Below are 17,727 nucleotides of genomic sequence, written 5' to 3'. Positions count from 1 at the left end.
CATTTTCTATGTTAAAATCCACAATCAGTCCATAAGATAATCTTGATTCTATTCATATAATTAAATCTGTAAAGAAAGTATGACTCATATGGCCAATAGACTAGAAATTACACTAACTTCTATTTAGCAATGGATAACTATTTACAACAATTCTAGTGAAGATGAATTTTACGTATCTACATATAAACATTACCCAAAATAATTAAAAGAGCAAGCTGTATTGAATTATCTTTCAGACAATCAAGGAAGGAAATAGAATTTATGGATATTCCATTAATGCACTATGCAACCTTGGAAAAGTAAGTTGAGCTTCCTATTATAAATGACTTAATAGGAAAATCCCGGCTACTGAAACTAAAAACATATTAAGCCGTGAATTTTCTGCCTATACACCAAATAAAAATAGTTAACTGCTGTTACAGAATTTAAGTATTATATTTGAACTGAAAAATATAATGTGTACTTGAGTGCAATACTCGATTTATATGACAGAAAAATTGTTGCTTACGTAGTCAGAGACAGCAATAAAAGATTACAAAGAAATTTAGGAATATTAACACTTATTGAAAACACAAAAACTATTTAAAAGTAGAATAAAAACATCCAGCAGGAATATCCTGCTGGATAGAAAAATTTTTTATTGTTTTAATTGTCTACTTAACATGAAGCAATTCACCCATTAATAGCATCCTTTTTTTATTGAAATTATTTAACTATTTTGATTAATATCTTTGACCATTTTCCTGTTTTTTTGCCATTTATTGCTCTAACCCTAATGTAGTAATTCCTGATTTTAAGTTTCTTTAATACATATACTTTTTTACTTGTCATATATGTAGTTGTTTTTGATTTTTTGAACTTCTTATTTGCTGAAATACTTACCTCGTATTTTTTAACATTCTTACTCTTTGTCCAGCTTATTTTTATTGAACGTTTTTTTACTTGCTTTACTTTAAGATCTTTTACCTTTGCAGGTACTTTTTCTTTAATTATATCTGTTGTCTTTAAAGTTTCATTATTTGTTGTTTCGGCATTAGCTGTCGTATTGATACCTTCAATTTTTGTTGCAGGTTCTGTTGCTGACTCATTTTCTTTTGTTGCAGGTTCTGTCGTCGACTCATTTTCTTTTATTGAATGATTCTTAGGCAAAACCTCAAATTCAATTTTAGCATCAGGGTTTACGTAATTTATGCTTCCCGTATCCTGTAAATCTGAAATTGTGTCAGTTGATTCATCTACTGTTACTGTCTTAACCTTTATACTTTCATCTGTTACTGTAATAACATCATATACAGGCATTCCCGGTGTTCCAGTAATTTCTGCATATCCCGGAATTGTGCTGTTAGCTGAATCCTGTTTTGATGCACAGCCACCGCACTCAAGATAAACTGTTCCGTTTTTATCTTCTACTCCATTTTTTAAAGCTTTTGTTCTAATGTATGAGTGGTCATGACCGAATAATACTAATTCTACATTGTATTTGTCAAAAACAGGTGTAAATGCTTCTGAAACATCTCCTGCAATTCCTGCTCCGCCATATGGTCCTCTGTGTATTGCTGCGATAATATATTTCTGTTTTGTTTTTGACATATCATCTGCTGCCCACTTAGCCTGTGACTTTAAGCCTTCACCCTTACATTCTGAATTCAAAACTACGAAATGTACTTTTCCGTAATCGAAAGAATAAACTGTTCCCGGTGTCACACCTTCTTCTGTACATTCATTTGGAACTGAAAAATGTTCTCTAAAAGCCCATGCATCATATGAAGATGTCTGTTCATGATTGCCTACTACCGGAATATATGCTGTACTTCCAAACATTCCCTGAGACTTTCCTATAAACCATCTCCATTCATCTTCAAAATAATTTGTATCTACAAGATCTCCTGTTTCCATAATAAATACAGGGTTATATGTATTTGCTATTTTTGTAACTGCTTTCTGGAAAATATCATATCCCGACTCTGTTTTAGACTGACTGTCTGATGCTCTTACAAAAGTAAAATCATCAGATAAACTTCCTGTTGTAAATGAATAAACCTCTGATTTTACATCTCCACATACTGCCTGATAATAATATTTTGTATTCTTTGAAAGTTCTGTTGCCTCTGCTCTAAACACACTTGCACTTTCCTTGTGGTTTAAAGCTTTTGTAGCATTAAATTTCTTAGCATTTGTCATATTTTCATTTACAGATACATTTACATAGCCTTCTGAAAAACTAGCCGGCATTTGCCATGTAAACTTTCTGGTACTTTCAACATTGTTGCCAAAAGTATTTGTTAATACGTTAATTTCACTACTGCTTAATGATGTAGTTTCCTTAAATTCCGGCATTGGTGTTGCGTACCATGCACCATCTGCTGTTGTTCTTGGTCTTGCCCACTGAAGATAATCAGCATCTGTTGCATTATATTCAATTATTACAAAGTCACCATCATCTTCACCAATTGCATTACAGTCAGTATCCTGAAAATCAATTCTTCTAACAGCCTTCTTAGTTGACTGACTGTCTGTTGCATAACCTTCAAAAGCAAAAGCCTTTTCGCTTTCCATTGAATCATTGCCATGAACACCTACAAGGTCAACATATCCTTCTTTTAACGGTTTCTTCGATGTGTTATCAAAAATATTATTATCTGTTAAAAGCTGTTGATTGCTCATTAATGTAACTGCTACACCTTTGCCATTAATTATAATATCATCCCACTGCATGTCACCTGTAGGAACCTGAAAATTAGCCGGTGTAGTGTTATCCTTATACTTCTTAGTTCTTATTAAATAAGATGAATGTGCCGGAATACTTCCATTAAGATCAAGCTTATGCCATCCCGGATCATTCTTGTCATCGCCTGTAGCACCTTCATACTGAACAGACCATGTGGATAAGTCTACCTCTGAATCTGTAGGATTGTATAATTCAATAAAACCATGCGAACCTGCACCCTTATTATTTCCGCCACCATACACCTGGTTAATAATTACATGATTTACTGCTACATTATAATTTCCTGCCCCGTCATATGGAGTTCCTGCTTCAACAGTTGCCGCATTAATTTGATTTACACTATTATTTAATGGCATTCCATTTAATCCTGATGCCACAATACCGGCAATAAGAACTGCCCCTATTGCTTTACTTGTATTTTTTCTCATAATTTCCTCTCACTTTTCTAAACTTAATTTACGTGTACTCACATATAATAATTCGTAATATTAAAGCCTCTGTATACTTTATGTCAAAGTTACGTAAAAAATAAAAAAGTGAAATTAAAGTCATTAAAAATATCTGAATATTAAAAAAATGCAAAAAATATATAGAAAACAATACACTTATCCAAATAACAAAAAGAAACCAGAAGCTCCCCATAAAGGTTAGCTTATGGTTACATATTCAACTATCCCCAAACTTCTTTAGCTATTTCTTTAACAAGCTTAAGCTTTGCCCACTGCTCTTCTTCTGTAAGCTTGTTTCCGATCTCGCATGATGCGAATCCGCACTGAGGACTTAAGTAAAGTCTGTCTAATGGAATATATTTTTCTGCTTCGTGTATTCTCTTTATTACTTCTTCCTTGTTTTCTAACTTAGGTGACTTAGTTGTAATTAAGCCAAGGACTACCTTCTTGTCCCCTGAAACCTTGGCAAGTGGTTCAAAGCCGCCTGAACGTTCGTCATCAAATTCAAGATAATATGCATTGACATTTTCTTCGCCGAACAATATATCTGCTACCGGATCATATGCTCCGCTGTTAGCATATGTTGAATGGAAGTTTCCACGACATACATGTGTGTTAATTACTATGTCCTTAGGTGCATTTGCGATAACCTTATTATTTATATCCTTGTGTGCTTTCTGGATTTCAATTAATCCTGACTGTGTTGTTCCGTATGCAAGATGTCCTGACTTATCTGCCATCATTTCCCATGTACAATCATCTAACTTAATGTTTCTGCATCCTGCTTCATACAAGTCATTAATAACCATGCCGTATGCTTTTACAATATCGTCTGCTAATTCCTTATCTGTAGCATAATATTTTAATGTGTGTTCTCTGCTAAATGGCATTGTAAACTATGCTAAAAACTGTGCAGGTGATGGAATAGTTTGCTTTGCTATAGTATTTTCATCTTCAAACTGTTTCACGAATTTGAAATGTTCAACAAAAGGATGCTCTCCTTTTATGCCAACTTTTCCTACTAAATATGTGTCGTCGGCCATTGCGTCTTCACCGTGGAAAGGTAAGCCTGTCTTAGTTGGTGTGTTTCCCACTCCGTCGAATCCCCACATAAAATCAAGATGCCATGTTGCACGTCTGAATTCTCCATCTGTAATTACGTTATATCCTAAATTTTTAGTTTTTATAATTAACTCTGTTATGCTTTCATCCTCAACCTTTTTCAGTTCTTCGTACCCTATATTTCCATTGTCGAACTGTTTTCTTGCTTCCTTAAGCTTCTCCGGTCTTAAGAAACTTCCTACAAAGTTGGTTCTAGATATTCATTGACCCATTAAACAAAATTAAAGTTTTTCATCCCTCTATTTTACGTCTCTGTATAACGGTAACATTTTTTGTAGCATTTTTCCATATATTTTCACAGCTTACTGTAACATTTTTTATATCTATATATTTACATATATTTATGTAACTGTATTTACATATATTTCTGTAACCTGTTTGTTTTCACAATACGTATCTGTTATAATATTTTCCAGTTTCATTATACTTAATGCTTAAAGGAGGACTTTTACAATGTCTTTATTTATTACAATACTAGTTACTTTTTTTGCTGGAATGGGTGCCGGACTTGGTACAGGATTTGCCGGAATGAGCGCCGCCGCAGTTATCAGTCCTATGTTAATCACTTTTCTTGGTATGGACCCTTATATGGCGGTAGGTATAGCACTTTCATCAGATGTTCTTGCCAGTGCTATCTCTGCTTACACTTATGGGAAAAACAAGAATCTTGACATTAAAAATGGTATTATTATGATGGTCAGTGTTCTTGCATTTACAGTTGTCGGAAGCTATGTTTCCAGTCTTGTTCCTTCAACTACAATGGGTGGATTTTCAGTATTTATGACTTTTATTCTGGGTATTAAATTTATCGTAAAACCTGTTATGACAACTAAGGAAGCTATGGAAAATGTATCTGCAAAAAAACGTGCCATCCAGTCAGTTATATGTGGCGTTTTAATTGGATTTATATGTGGTTTCATCGGTGCAGGAGGTGGCATGATGATGTTACTTATACTAACATCTGTTCTTGGCTATGAATTAAAAACTGCAGTCGGAACAAGTGTATTTATTATGGCCTTCACTGCATTTACAGGTGCTGCATCTCATTTTGCCATAGGTGGCGTACCTGATGTGAAAGTTTGGATTTTATGTATTATTTTCACTTTACTGTGGGCAAGAATTGCCGCCGTTTTTGCAAATAAAGCAACACCTAAAACCTTAAATCGTGCAACAGGTATTATACTTGTAGTTCTTGGAATTGTTGTTATGGGATTTTCTATGTTTGCATAACCACAAAACTGGAAATATTATATTTAAAAATACAGATAAACTTTTGTTATTAAAATTTATCTGTATTTTTTATTTCATTATGACTAAAATTTTCTTAGCCTTAATCTTAAATAATTTTCTAAATTTTCAATATTATCATAACCATAAATTTTATTTAATTTTTGTTACAATTTGAAATGTTCCTTTACAAATTCCATATCCTGAACCAACTCTACTGTTCCTAAATAATCTTTTTTTTCATTTCTTACTGCCATATAGGTCACTAACATTGTTCTTCCATTCTTTTCCATCCATACCGGTACCTTGTCCATATTTCCACTTTTAAATTCTTCTATAATTCTTCTCACCTGTTTTTCTACTTTTGGAGGATGACATGAAAACACTTCCCTTCCAATAGCCATTTCCGGTCGCTTAAATACCTTAGGGCCTTCATTAAAATATCTGTTTATATTTTCTGTATCTACAAATGTTATTTCAAGTGGAATTGTATTAAGCATAGCTGCAAGCTGTTCTACTGTCATTGTTCCTCCAGCCATCACTATTTCATCTTCTTTTACTTTCCTGTCTTCTACTATTTTTTTCTTTTTAGTAATATATGCCTTTTCTGCTTCTTCCCAAATCACATTTTCTACATCCAGACATTTTTCATAATCCTTTGAGTCTATATATATGTCATACCACTCTGTTTCCGTAAAATTTAATGCACAATTAGGAAAAAGTATATTTGCCTCTTTATATATCATTTCTTTTATTCGAATTAAAACCGCTTTAAATCTCTCTTTCCATTCGTTATCCTGTTCATCTGCATTGTATAATTTTGTTATTTCATCCCTGATTTCATCATCTACCGTCCACATTACATCCGATGGTCCACTAATATCATACTTAACTTTTAAATGGGGATACAGCAAATCTCCCTTCTTTGCATAATGAATTGCTATCTGTCTTAGATTAGTTAATAATTCTTTCTCAATATTTCCATCATTTGCAACACCCATACATCTTTCAACTAGCTGTTCAATTTTTTCATTTTCACGGGTAAATGTATATAATGGATGTCCCGAAATACTAATTAGTTTTTTGGTTGCAGCCATCCTTTTTTCTTTAACAGACTGATTTGCAGCTTTTTCTGCATTTAAAATTCTTTCTTCTGTAGTTTTTCCATGGAATAATGCAGAATGTACATCACATAACTTTTGAACCTCTTCTAAAGGCGTTCCTTCTTTTAACAGCCTTTGTTCCGCTAACATAATTTCAGACGCGTCAACCTCTTTAAATTCTTTTACAAAATCAGCACGTACACTTTCGAGGTTGTCTTTATTTTTAAGTCTTTTTAAATACTCTTTAATTTTTTCTATTACATCTTCTCTAGTCAACTTATCACCACTTCTACTAATATTTAATTTATCCATTTCTTAATTCCTTCCCAATATATATTCTATATTAGTTTTTTTATTTTTAAATATAATATACATATATTGACCGATATTGCGAAAAATGTCCTTACATCAGTTTTTTTCTGATATAAAGACACCTTAATTTTACTATAATTATTTATACCATTCTTTTCGTCTGGTTGAAAGATATGGAACTTTCTATTTTAAACTAATCTCTCCATTTTCGCCTGTTATAATAGCTGTCTCATAAAATTTCTTCACAGCCTTTATCATTAATTCTGTATCTTTTATTCCTGCCGTCTCGTATGGCGAATGCATTGCAAGCTGTGCAAGTCCTATATCTACTGTATTAAGTGATATATGACTGTTTGAAATATTTCCAAGAGTTGAGCCACCCGGAATATCTGAACGATTTACATATGACTGAACAGGCACTTCCGCTTTTTTGCAAATTTCCTTAAATATTGCTGCCGATACTGCATCAGTTGTATATTTTTGATTTGCATTATATTTAATAACAATTCCTTTATTCATATATGGTCTGTTTGTTGGGTCAGCTTTTTCCTTATAATTAGGATGTACCGCATGAGCGTTATCTGCTGAAAGCATAAATGATGATGCACACGCTCTTACAAAATCTTCATTGTCTTTTCCCTTACACATTGAAATTCGTGAAAGTACATCTGCAAGAAATGATGAATCAGCTCCCTGTTTCGTAGTACTTCCAACTTCCTCGTTGTCAAAAACAGCACATACATTTACACTTTCTTTATTTGTCTCTTTGCTTTTAATCAATGCATTTATGCAACTATACGCACACATTACGTCATCTAGTCTTGGAGCTGATATAAATTCATTATCTGCTCCCCAAATTGTCCCCAATTCTCTATTGTACACAAATAAATCTGTACTTATAATAGTTTCTGCATCTGTACCCGCTTCTTTGGCAATTATTTCTTTAAATTTATCCTTTGAATAGATTTCACCAAATAAAGGTATCATATCTTTTTGTGGATTATATTTTATTCCGTTATTGGCATCTCTGTTCATATGAATTGCAAGATTTGGTATAACACACAAATCCCTATCTACATTTATAAGAACAGGCTTAAGGGTATTTCTATCCTTTATAATAACACGTCCTGCCACGGAAAGTGGTCTGTCAAGCCAAGGTGCCATCAACATTCCACCGTACTTTTCTACATTTAATGTTACATAATTACTGTCTTCTATCATCTCAGGATTTTCTTTAATTTTAAATGCCGGTGAATCACTATGTGCAGCTGATATCTGAAAATTATAAAAATCTTCATTCTCAGGCATACGAAATGCGATTATTGACGAATCATTTCTTGTTACATAGTATTTTCCATTCGTTTTTAACTTCCACTTATCTCTTTCATTTAATTTGGTAAATCCTGATTTTTCAAGCATCTGCGAAAAATTATTTACTACATGAAATGCTGTAGGGCTTTTCTTTATAAACGCCATTAATTCTTTTGATGTATTTCTATAATTACTTTTATTTTCTGCCATGTTGTCTCCTTTTTTTATTAACTCGTTGTATTTTTATTATTATATTTTTTTAATTTCACTATTCTCAAATAAATTGTTTGCGTTTTTATTAATGTCAACTCTTTCCTTAAAATTACATTCTAACCTCTACTCAAAATTTTTAATAAACTGTCCACAATATTATATAATGCCTGTATAAGCTGTGCAAACATAACAGGTGTAGCTAGTTTAAATAATATTTTACTAATCTTTTCCTGTCCAAGAAATTCTGTTGTATCTGTTGCATTCATAATTTTTTCTCGTTGTAATTGTTCCAAATCAGCTCCATTTTAGACTTCTGAAAAAGGGTTGTCAACAAACTTATTTGCTCCTAAAACAAACTTAAAATTAATTTTAAATAAAAATGGATTAATTAAAGCCTCGTTTTTTCTTCACAAAAAACTCGCCTTTATAAATATGGCCTTGCCCTATACAAAAAAACAGAAACTCTTAAACTATCAGAGTCTCTGTTCTTTAGAATCTTTATTTCGTAATCATATTTAGTAGTCCTGTTGACTGCAGGAATAAAATAATCATAATTAATGGCATTATATATTTTATCATAACATTATATAATTTTTTACGTGAGAACTTTTCTCCATTTAACTCCATTTCCTCTGCAATCCATGACGGCTTCATTATCCAACCGATAAGTATCGCTGATAATAATGAAATAAATGGCATAAGGAAACTATTACTAATATAATCCATAATATCTAAAAGCTGTCCTGTGCTTCCATTTGGTAACTTAACTTCTACATAGAAAATGCTATATCCTAAAGCGATAACTGCTGTTGCAATTAAATAAATAACAGATAGAATTCCTGTAGTTTTCTTTCTGTCTACATGGAAAATTTCCATACAATTTGCAACGATTGATTCTAACACGGAAATACATGAAGTTAATGCCGCAAATCCTGCTAATACAAAGAAAATAAGTCCTACAATTCTTCCTGCAAATCCCATTCTATAAAATACATTTGGAAGTGATACAAACATAAGTCCCGGCCCTGCTGACATTCCATCAAGACCTGAGAAAACAAATACTGCAGGAATAATCATCATACCGGCTAAGAAAGCTACCGCCGTATCCATAATTTCAATCTGAGATACTGCTTTATTTAAATTAACATCTTTCTTAACATATGAACCATATGTAATCATAATACCCATTGATACACTTAATGAGAAGAATAACTGACTCATTGCATCTAATGAAATCTGTAAAAATTTATGTACGGTAATACCTGACATATCAGGTTTCAAATAAACCTTTAATCCCTGAAGACCTGTTCTAACTGTTCCATCATCTAAAGTTGTTTTTAAAGTTAATGAGAAAATTGCTATTCCGATTACTAAAATTAAAAGTACCGGCATAATGAATTTAGAAACTCTCTCAATACCTTTTTCAACTCCATTATAAACAATAATAACTGTTAAAAGAATAAAAATAATTCCAAACCATACTGAAGAAGACGATGAAATAAAGTTCGTAAAATAATTGTCCGCTACTGCATCTTTTCCTGAACCGAAAATATAAATAGTCATATACTTAAGAATCCATCCTCCGATTACAGCATAATAAGTCATAATTAATACCGGAACCAAAAATGTAATAACCCCTAAAAACTTCCACTTCTTTCTCATTGACTGATATGCATATATCGCACTCTTTCCTGTCTTACGACCAATTGCAATATCAGTTGTTAATAATGTAAAACCTACTGTCAATACAAGCACCAAATATATGATAAGGAAAAGTCCCCCACCATCTTTTGCCGCTAAATATGGGAATCTCCAAAGATTTCCTACACCTACAGCACTTCCTGCCGCAGCGAGTACAAATCCTATCTGCCCACTAAACCCGTTTTTTTGTTTCATAATTGTTACCTCATAAATTTTATTTTTACTTAATTAAATTAAGTTGCTGTATTTAAAGGTAACATATTTTTAAACATTTAACAACATATAACGTCTTCGATTTAATATATTATTTATTTTTCCAATATTCCGGTGTAACATCACGCTTTAAACTTTTCAACATTTCCCTATCACTTCGGATTGTTGCGCATGCTACAGTTGTAAGCATATCGCCCGTGATACTTGCCGATGCCCCTGATTCAAATGCTATCTCCCCATCGTTTGTAAGCAATGCTCTTCCGGCCGCTAAACGAATATTTGCTTCCGGATTAATATAACGAAAAAATGCTATTGTTCTTAATATTTCATTTTCTGTAAGCATTGGAAGATTCTCAAGTGGTGTTCCCTTTATTGGCATAAGCGCATTTATTGGAATTGAATCAATTTCAAGTTCAGCAAGACTAATCGCCATATCTAACCTGTCTTCCCATGTTTCTCCCATTCCGATAATTCCACCCGAACATGCACACATTCCTTCTGCCTTTACCTTTTTCAACGTTTCTATCTTCTGTTCATAAGTATGTGTTGTGCAAATATTAGGAAAATTACGTTTTGATGTTTCTATATTATGATGATAGCTTGTGACACCTGCCATATGAAGTCTATGTAACTGCTCCTCATTTAAAAATCCCATCGATGCACACAAATCAATTTTGCACTGTGACTTCATCGTCTCATATGCATGAATCGCTTTGTCAAATTCTTCTCCTGTCAAAGCTCTGCCGGCTGTTACAATCGAAAAACGATCTACTCCTTCTCTCTCATTCAGCTTACATGCTTCTAATATTTTTTCTGTTGGAAGAAAATCATACATTTCACAACTTGTATGATAATGTGCAGACTGTGCACAGTATTTGCAATCCTCAGGACATCTTCCACTTCTTCCATTAATTATTGAGCACAAATCCACTTTATCCCCTATAAAATATTCACGTATTGTATCTGCTCCCTTACAAAGTTCCTCTAAATCGCAATTTAAAAAGACAGACAAATCATCTTCTCTTGATATTCGTCTGCCTTTTATAATCTCCTGTGCCAAATCTAACATATTCATCTTTTAATCTCCTCCTTTAATCTGTATAGCCCCATCCCTTCTGTCAGCGGCTATTAGTCGGAAACAGTTATAGAAAATGAACTTCGTTCATTTTGTTTCCTCCTTTATCATCAAAATTCGTTTAACTTATTACATATTACATTAAAAGAGTCTTTATTGTCAACTACGCTTTAATTGTTAGTTGACAATTATTTTATGCTATTTGACCTATTATTATATGTTGTGTATTAATTTAGTACTTTGCTTTATTTAATATAAAATACTCTATTTACTTTTCGCTTTGCCGCTTTCGGTGTTTCTCCATCTGCATAACCTAAAGCACAGTGTCCTATGCCTACGTATTCTCCTGAAATACCTAATGATTTAAGAAGTTCTTTTCCCCACTCAGTTTCAAATTCTTCTTTTGCACGATGAATCCAACAACTTCCAATACCTAAATCATGTGCTGCTAACATAAGATTACCCATTACAAGACTTCCATCATAAATTCCTGTTGGCCAGTCCTTTCTTGCTAAAACAATTAACATTGCAGGTGCTCCATAAAATGGATCAAATCCTTCTTCCCAGCCACCGATTTTTCTGTTCATTTCAGCTATTTCATCTCTTAATTCTTTTTTTGTCACCTGAATAATTATCGTGTTCTGAGTTCCCTTTCCACTAGCTGCATATAATCCTGCCTCGATAATCTGGTCAAGAATTTCCTGCGGAACCATGTCCGCCTTATACTTACGAATACTTCTTCTTTCCTTCATTTCTTTTAATACTTCGCTCATTTTTATTCCTCTTCTACTCTTTTCCATTTCATAATATTAACTTCTTTTTATGTATAAAATATGATTTCCACTTTTTATTTTAACACTTCTTTTAAGAAAAAAGCAAAGACTACGATATACTTTATTAATTCAGTATACATCACAGTCTTCATATATTTCTTTATTTTATACCATGTAACATATAATTATTAATAAACTTTTTAATTAAAAAGAGCCTGCACTCATAAGAATACAGACTCTTTGCTTTATTTATTTTTTCATTTTAATTTTTCGCTTAGACCATTTACCATAATAAGTTATTCCATTTACAACCTTATATGCTCTTACTCTAATATAGTACTTTTTGTTAGCTTTAAGTTTTTTAATTGTAAATTTAGCTTTCTTATATTTTTTAGTCTTTGCTTTCTTAAATTTCTTTGATTTTGATATCTTTATCTGATATCCATTTACACCTTTTGCAGCTCTAAGTTTGATTTTTGCTTTTTTAGCGCTTCTCTTCTTAATTGCTTTTTTAATTTTTACTTTAGGTACTTTTACATTACCTACTGAAGAGTTTGTTGTTACATTGCCATTATCTTTTTTCACCGCATTTGTAGTTGTTGTGCCTTCATTTTTTCCGTTTCCGGTTGTTGTAACCTGCTGTGGCTCTGTTGTTACAAAATTTGTTATTTCATCATTCTTAGTTGTAGCCTCAGATACCTTTGTTGTTGTCTCTGCCACCTTAGTTGTTGTTTCAGGTGTCTTTGTTGTTGTTTCAGGTGCCTTTGTTGTTGTTTCAGGTGCCTTTGTTGTTGTCTCTGCTACCTTAGTTGTTGTTTCAGGTGTCTTTGTTGTTTCTTCAGGTGCCTTTGTTGTTATCTCTGCCACCTTTGTTGTTTCAGGTGTCTTTGTTGTCTCTTCTCCTGAAAGACTATCAAGGAATCTACCATTGCTCTGTGCAAATGAGTTCTTATTCTGTGATGAATCCCAGTTAATTGACCATGTCATAATTCCTCTTAATCCAGGATGTGCATTGTTTAATTCTGTGAATGCACTCTGTAATGTTTCATTTGAAACCTGTCCGCTTCCTGCAGCACTTGCTGATGAAGGCACACCTATTACTACCTGATCAGGTCTAAGTGGTGCAAAATACTTTTCTGCTGTCTGTGACTTTGTATAATAGTTATTTACATAGAAACCGTTTAATAACATGTTGCACATTGCAACAATTCCTTCTTTTGTTCCCATGTTGTATGACTGATTATCTGTTGCAATCATTGGTGATGAATTGTAAAGCTGTACATGTACATATGTTGTTTCATTTCTAAGTGCATTTATCATTGGAAGATATACACCTGCTCTTGCATCACAGTACTGATTTATTCCACCATAGAACTGATATCCTAACTGTACGTAGAATGTTTCAGGTGCCCATGAGAGAATGAAGTCATCTCCATAACTGTTTACAATTGTTCTTATTGCATTAATCATGTTAACAATCTTTGGTGATGTTGGATTGTTAATGTCTGTATCTTTTCCACTTTCAAACTGAACTGATGACTGTTCAAGGTCAATGTCTATTCCATCAAATCCGTATTCATCTACAATTGATTTGATATCGCTTACAAACTGGTTAACTGCACTCTGTGATGTCAATGAGAAATATCCCTCATATCCACCTATTGAAAGTACAATCTTTTTACCTTGTGCCTGTAATGCTTTCACATCATTTTTGAAATCTGCCTTTGTGTAGTCTGCTGTAAGTCCTGAAATATTGAATTTCATTTTTCCGTCTGTACTTCCTGCACTTACAGGTTCTGCAAATGATATATTTATTACATCCCAGTTTTTATCTACATCTCTTAACTTAATGAAAGGATTTCCTGAATTATCCCATGTATGGTAATAGCCAATTAAAAGTCTTGATGCCAAATCACTTGTTGCTGTGCCCGGTTTAGTTGTTTCTGCAACTTTTGTTGTTTCAGATGTTTCTAATCCTTCTATTGTTACCTCTATTGTCTGTCCTTCTGTTTCATATCCATTTAAATTGGCTGTAACCTTTATAATATGTTTGCCATTTGTTGTAAATGTATATGATGTTGCTGTTGCTAAAGCAAATGTTTCAACATATTTTCCATCAGCATATACTCTATATGTCTGTCCACTTTCCATCTGCTCATTTGTCTGACCCCAAACAAATGATACTGTTCCGCCATCCTGACTCTGCTTTGCTAAGCCAATTACTTCTGTTGGCCTTGCCTCTGTCTGAGAAGATGAAGTTGTTTCTGCTTTTGTTGTAGCTTCTGTCTTTGTTGTTTCTTCTTTTTTTGTTGTAACTTCTGTTTTAGTTGTAGATGTTTCTTTTGTTGGCTGTTCATGTTTTTCCAATGAATCCATAAGTGAATCCATTGATTTAGCCCATGCATAATCATTTGTAGCATCCCAGTTAATTGACCAAGTCATTACACCTCTAAATGTTGGGTAAGCTTTCGGTGCTGTAAAACTTCCTGATGATGTTCCATTTACAAGTGATGTTACTGCTGTAGAAATAACATCTGTTGACACATATCCACTTGAAGCTGCTTTCGGTGTTGACGGCAATCCTAATGCTACCTGATCAGCTCTTAAACCATTTTCCAATAATAATGTTGCAAGTGATGTCAGAAAATCTGCATTTCCAACCTGTGCATTAAATCCGTTATAACCATTCATTCCACCTGTATTGTAGAACTGTGGATAACAAATTGTAAGAATATCCCTAATCTTGTATGCCAGTCTATAATATGCAGATGTTACTGCTGTTCCGTTTGGATTTGTATCCTGAAAATATAATGTTTCAGGTGCCATAGTGATAATAAAATCATCTCCAAAATGAGACTGCACTTTTCTAAGTGCCTCAGCTATGTAATCAGTTCCTGATACCGCACTTCCTTCAAAGTCAATATCTACACCTTCAAATCCATATTCTTCTATCATTGAAATAAGGCTTGTTGCAAACTGATTTGCTGATTCTTCATTTGTTATATAAGTTGTTCCTTCTGCTCCACCTACTGAAATAATTACATGCTGACCTTTAGCCTTAGCATCTTTTATGTCCTGAATAAACTGAGCCTTTGTATATCCTCCTAATGCAGTAGATAAATCTTTGTCAAGTTCAAATGTAACCTTTCCGGCTGTTGTTGATGAATTTGCAAAAGCCACACAAATCATATCGTAGTATGATGGAACATCTGAAAGTTTAAGTGCAGTTGATCCATTGAGAAAGTTATGCCAATATCCTGTTACCATATGCTCAGGCAATTTAGAATTAACTGTATAATTATTCTGAGTTGTTTCTTCTGTTCCTGATGCGTTTGTTGTTTCTTCTATTCCCGCAACTAAGTCAGTTCTTTCTTTCCATAAAGTTACTGCTACTGTAGGAGACCATCCGGAATTGGAATTGTGTTCATATGTACATTCATACACTTTATCCTGATATTGAACCAAATCACCTATTTTATAGTGAACGTTATCCGGTGACCACACAGGATATACACCTGTCGCTGTTTTCTTAGTTGTTGTCTCAGGTGCCTTTGTTGTTTCCGGTTTCTTAGTTGTTGTTTCCGAAGCTTTTGTTGTCTCCTGTTTCTTTGTTGTAGTTACATCCTGTTCTTTTGTTGTATTCTGAACTGTTGTTCCTTCTGAACCACCATTTCCATATACTAAATTAGTAGAAAGGATTTCTCCTCCTGAAACAGCTCTCTGCCTTAATACTATTCCTTTAATGTTTCCTGTACTTGCTGTTCCTTTTCCTGATTTTAATGTAAATGTTAATGATGCTCCCGGTTCTAATGTCTTTGAGCTCCATTCCGGTGGTGTCACTACTGTCTTTCCGTCTTCACTTGTAATTGTTCCGCCTGCACTCCAGTCTCCTGATAATGTCTCTCCATTTTGTGTCTCTATCGCTATTGACGGATAACTTAATGTCTTTCCAAAGTATTCTGCCCATGGCATTACTGATATGTCCTTTGCTCCTCCAGGCATTGTAATCTTTGGATTTGTATTTTTTACTGTTATTGTGTATGTATCTCCTGATGCTGTTACTGTTGTTTCAACACCGTCATTTCCAGGAATTATTATGTTCTGCTTTGGTAATGCTTCTGATCCATAAAGTGATTCCTTCATTGTCTTTGTGATTGAGTTTGTGCTGTCAAGTGATGCCATCCATGAAATGAGTCCGCCCAAATGTTTCTCTCTTACATATTTTCCTTTTTCTGCTACTGATTCTTCCGTGTCACATGTGAAGAACATTCCTGTTGATTCACTGTAGAAGTAGTTTGCCTTTGCCACATCATCCCAGTACTTTGTAAGGTTATACTTGCTTATTAATGAATCTATGTCTCCATATGCATATGTTACTCCGTTTTCTCCTGTTGCATCTGCATATAATCCCGGATTCTTTGGATCTCTTCCGGTGTCCTTCTTTACTTCCTTCCAGCCTCTTGTATATGGTGCAACACCAACTACAATCTTTGAATAATCAATGCCATCTCCATATTTATTTTCCAAATATTTAATACATGAATCTACAGAAAGTGCTGCATCCCCTCCGTCATATGCAGGGTTTGTATAAAGTGCTGTCTGATGAGCCGTGAATCCACCCCATGCACCGTTTAAGTCATATGTCATCATGTTTGCAAAATCAACTATTTTTAATACTTTGTCGTATTCGATTGCTGACATCATTGTTGGTGATGCTGACATTGCCACTGATAATTCATAGTGCTTTCCATCTGTCTTTCCGTAGCTGTCCAATGAATTTCTGATTTCCTGTAACAGTAATGTGAAATTCTTTGTGTCTGCTGCTGAGCCTTTGCATCCCTTGTCTATTGCCACTCCGTTTCCTTCAGGATCAGGATCTCTGTCTGCTGTTGGGTATTCCCAGTCGATGTCTACAAAGTCATATCCATAGCAGTGAACAAACTTTGCCACATTGTTTGCGAAATTCTTTCTTGTCTTGTCTGATGATGCAAGTTTTGGGAAATCTCCTGATCTTGTCCATCCTCCAACTGAAATACCTATTTTCATGTTTGGATATTTCTGTCTTAAGAGTACCATTGCTCCCAATACACCTGCGTACTTGTTATCGCTTCCAACTGAGTATCCAACGTTTGGATTCTGATAATCTGCCCATGTGTCTGTTGTGATTAAGTCTCCATTTGCATCTGCATCCATAAATGCAAAATTCAAATGTGTTATTAAACTTCCGTCAATCTTGTCAGGTGTAAAGTTTTTCTGTCCTGAATAAATTGACCAGTCACCGTAATACATTACGTTACGATACTTAGCAGTTGTTGCTGCCTTAACACTTGTACTTACTCTCTGTGGTAAAACTACACACCCCAAAGCCATTGAAAGTACTAAAACAAATGTTAACACGTAACTGCAAACTCTGCCAAATAACGAGTTTCTCTTTGTGAAATAGTAAAGACTCATTTTCTTACCTCCTCAATACATTTTTGTCTCCTATTTGTTACCCATT

At 33.9% G+C, this 17,727-nt stretch carries 11 protein-coding genes and 1 pseudogene; 1 reads left to right on the top strand and 11 read right to left on the bottom strand.

The genetic code is table 11. The features are described 5' to 3' along the window. Positions 1-705: 705 nt before the first annotated feature. From CCC31_RS11245 to CCC31_RS12725, 4 genes and pseudogenes are all read right to left on the bottom strand, one after another. Positions 706-3,156, bottom strand: coding sequence for a metallophosphoesterase (locus CCC31_RS11245; RefSeq protein WP_118565586.1), 2,451 nt, complete (start codon positions 3,154-3,156; stop codon positions 706-708). 242 nt (positions 3,157-3,398) lie between these two features. After that, positions 3,399-4,067, bottom strand: coding sequence for a hypothetical protein (locus CCC31_RS12735; RefSeq protein ID WP_347497661.1), 669 nt, complete (start codon positions 4,065-4,067; stop codon positions 3,399-3,401). A 6-nt stretch (positions 4,068-4,073) separates the two neighbouring features. Next, positions 4,074-4,289 (bottom strand): hypothetical protein, encoded by a 216-nt coding sequence (locus CCC31_RS12730; RefSeq protein ID WP_363348463.1) that lies wholly within the window; start codon positions 4,287-4,289, stop codon positions 4,074-4,076. A 30-nt stretch (positions 4,290-4,319) separates the two neighbouring features. Then, positions 4,320-4,499, bottom strand: a pseudogene (locus CCC31_RS12725) (5-methyltetrahydropteroyltriglutamate--homocysteine methyltransferase); the annotation flags it as partial. Between the two features lie 253 nt (positions 4,500-4,752). On the opposite strand from CCC31_RS12725, the gene CCC31_RS11235 reads away from it, so the two are divergent. Continuing rightward, positions 4,753-5,529: a sulfite exporter TauE/SafE family protein gene (locus CCC31_RS11235; RefSeq protein ID WP_290851634.1), complete on the top strand. Its 777-nt coding sequence runs from the start codon at positions 4,753-4,755 to the stop codon at positions 5,527-5,529. Between the two features lie 164 nt (positions 5,530-5,693). Here the strand turns inward: CCC31_RS11235 and CCC31_RS11230 are convergent, their stop codons facing one another. From CCC31_RS11230 to CCC31_RS11200, 7 genes are all read right to left on the bottom strand, one after another. Beyond that, positions 5,694-6,941 (bottom strand): DUF438 domain-containing protein, encoded by a 1,248-nt coding sequence (locus CCC31_RS11230; RefSeq protein ID WP_117909717.1) that lies wholly within the window; start codon positions 6,939-6,941, stop codon positions 5,694-5,696. A gap of 183 nt (positions 6,942-7,124) precedes the next feature. Continuing rightward, positions 7,125-8,462 carry a M18 family aminopeptidase gene (locus tag CCC31_RS11225; protein WP_118565588.1) on the bottom strand — a complete coding sequence of 446 codons (1,338 nt, stop codon included), beginning with the start codon at positions 8,460-8,462 and terminating at the stop codon, positions 7,125-7,127. Between the two features lie 119 nt (positions 8,463-8,581). Beyond that, positions 8,582-8,731 carry a hypothetical protein gene (locus CCC31_RS11220; protein ID WP_158574521.1) on the bottom strand — a complete coding sequence of 50 codons (150 nt, stop codon included), beginning with the start codon at positions 8,729-8,731 and terminating at the stop codon, positions 8,582-8,584. Positions 8,732-8,963: 232 nt separating this feature from the next. Continuing rightward, the gene (locus CCC31_RS11215) at positions 8,964-10,361 is read right to left on the bottom strand and encodes a sodium-dependent transporter (protein WP_118565589.1); all 1,398 of its coding nucleotides are present in this window, start codon (positions 10,359-10,361) and stop codon (positions 8,964-8,966) included. A gap of 109 nt (positions 10,362-10,470) precedes the next feature. After that, positions 10,471-11,448, bottom strand: a complete 978-nt coding sequence (bioB, locus tag CCC31_RS11210; RefSeq protein ID WP_346432183.1) for a biotin synthase BioB — start codon at positions 11,446-11,448, stop codon at positions 10,471-10,473. A 251-nt stretch (positions 11,449-11,699) separates the two neighbouring features. Beyond that, complete coding sequence (locus CCC31_RS11205) at positions 11,700-12,227, bottom strand: nitroreductase (RefSeq protein WP_290851631.1); 528 nt, start codon at positions 12,225-12,227, stop codon at positions 11,700-11,702. Between the two features lie 249 nt (positions 12,228-12,476). Beyond that, a complete protein-coding gene (locus tag CCC31_RS11200; protein ID WP_290851630.1) occupies positions 12,477-17,681 on the bottom strand; it encodes a glycosyl hydrolase family 18 protein in 5,205 nt (1,734 codons plus the stop codon). Between the last annotated feature and the right edge of the window lie 46 nt (positions 17,682-17,727).

Source organism: Eubacterium sp. LMAG:50, assembly GCF_008680265.1.
In the GTDB taxonomy this organism is placed as follows: Bacteria; Bacillota; Clostridia; order Lachnospirales; family Lachnospiraceae; genus Eubacterium_U; species Eubacterium_U album.
Note: the sequence above shows the minus strand (reverse complement) of the source record. Positions and strands in the feature narration are given on the sequence as shown.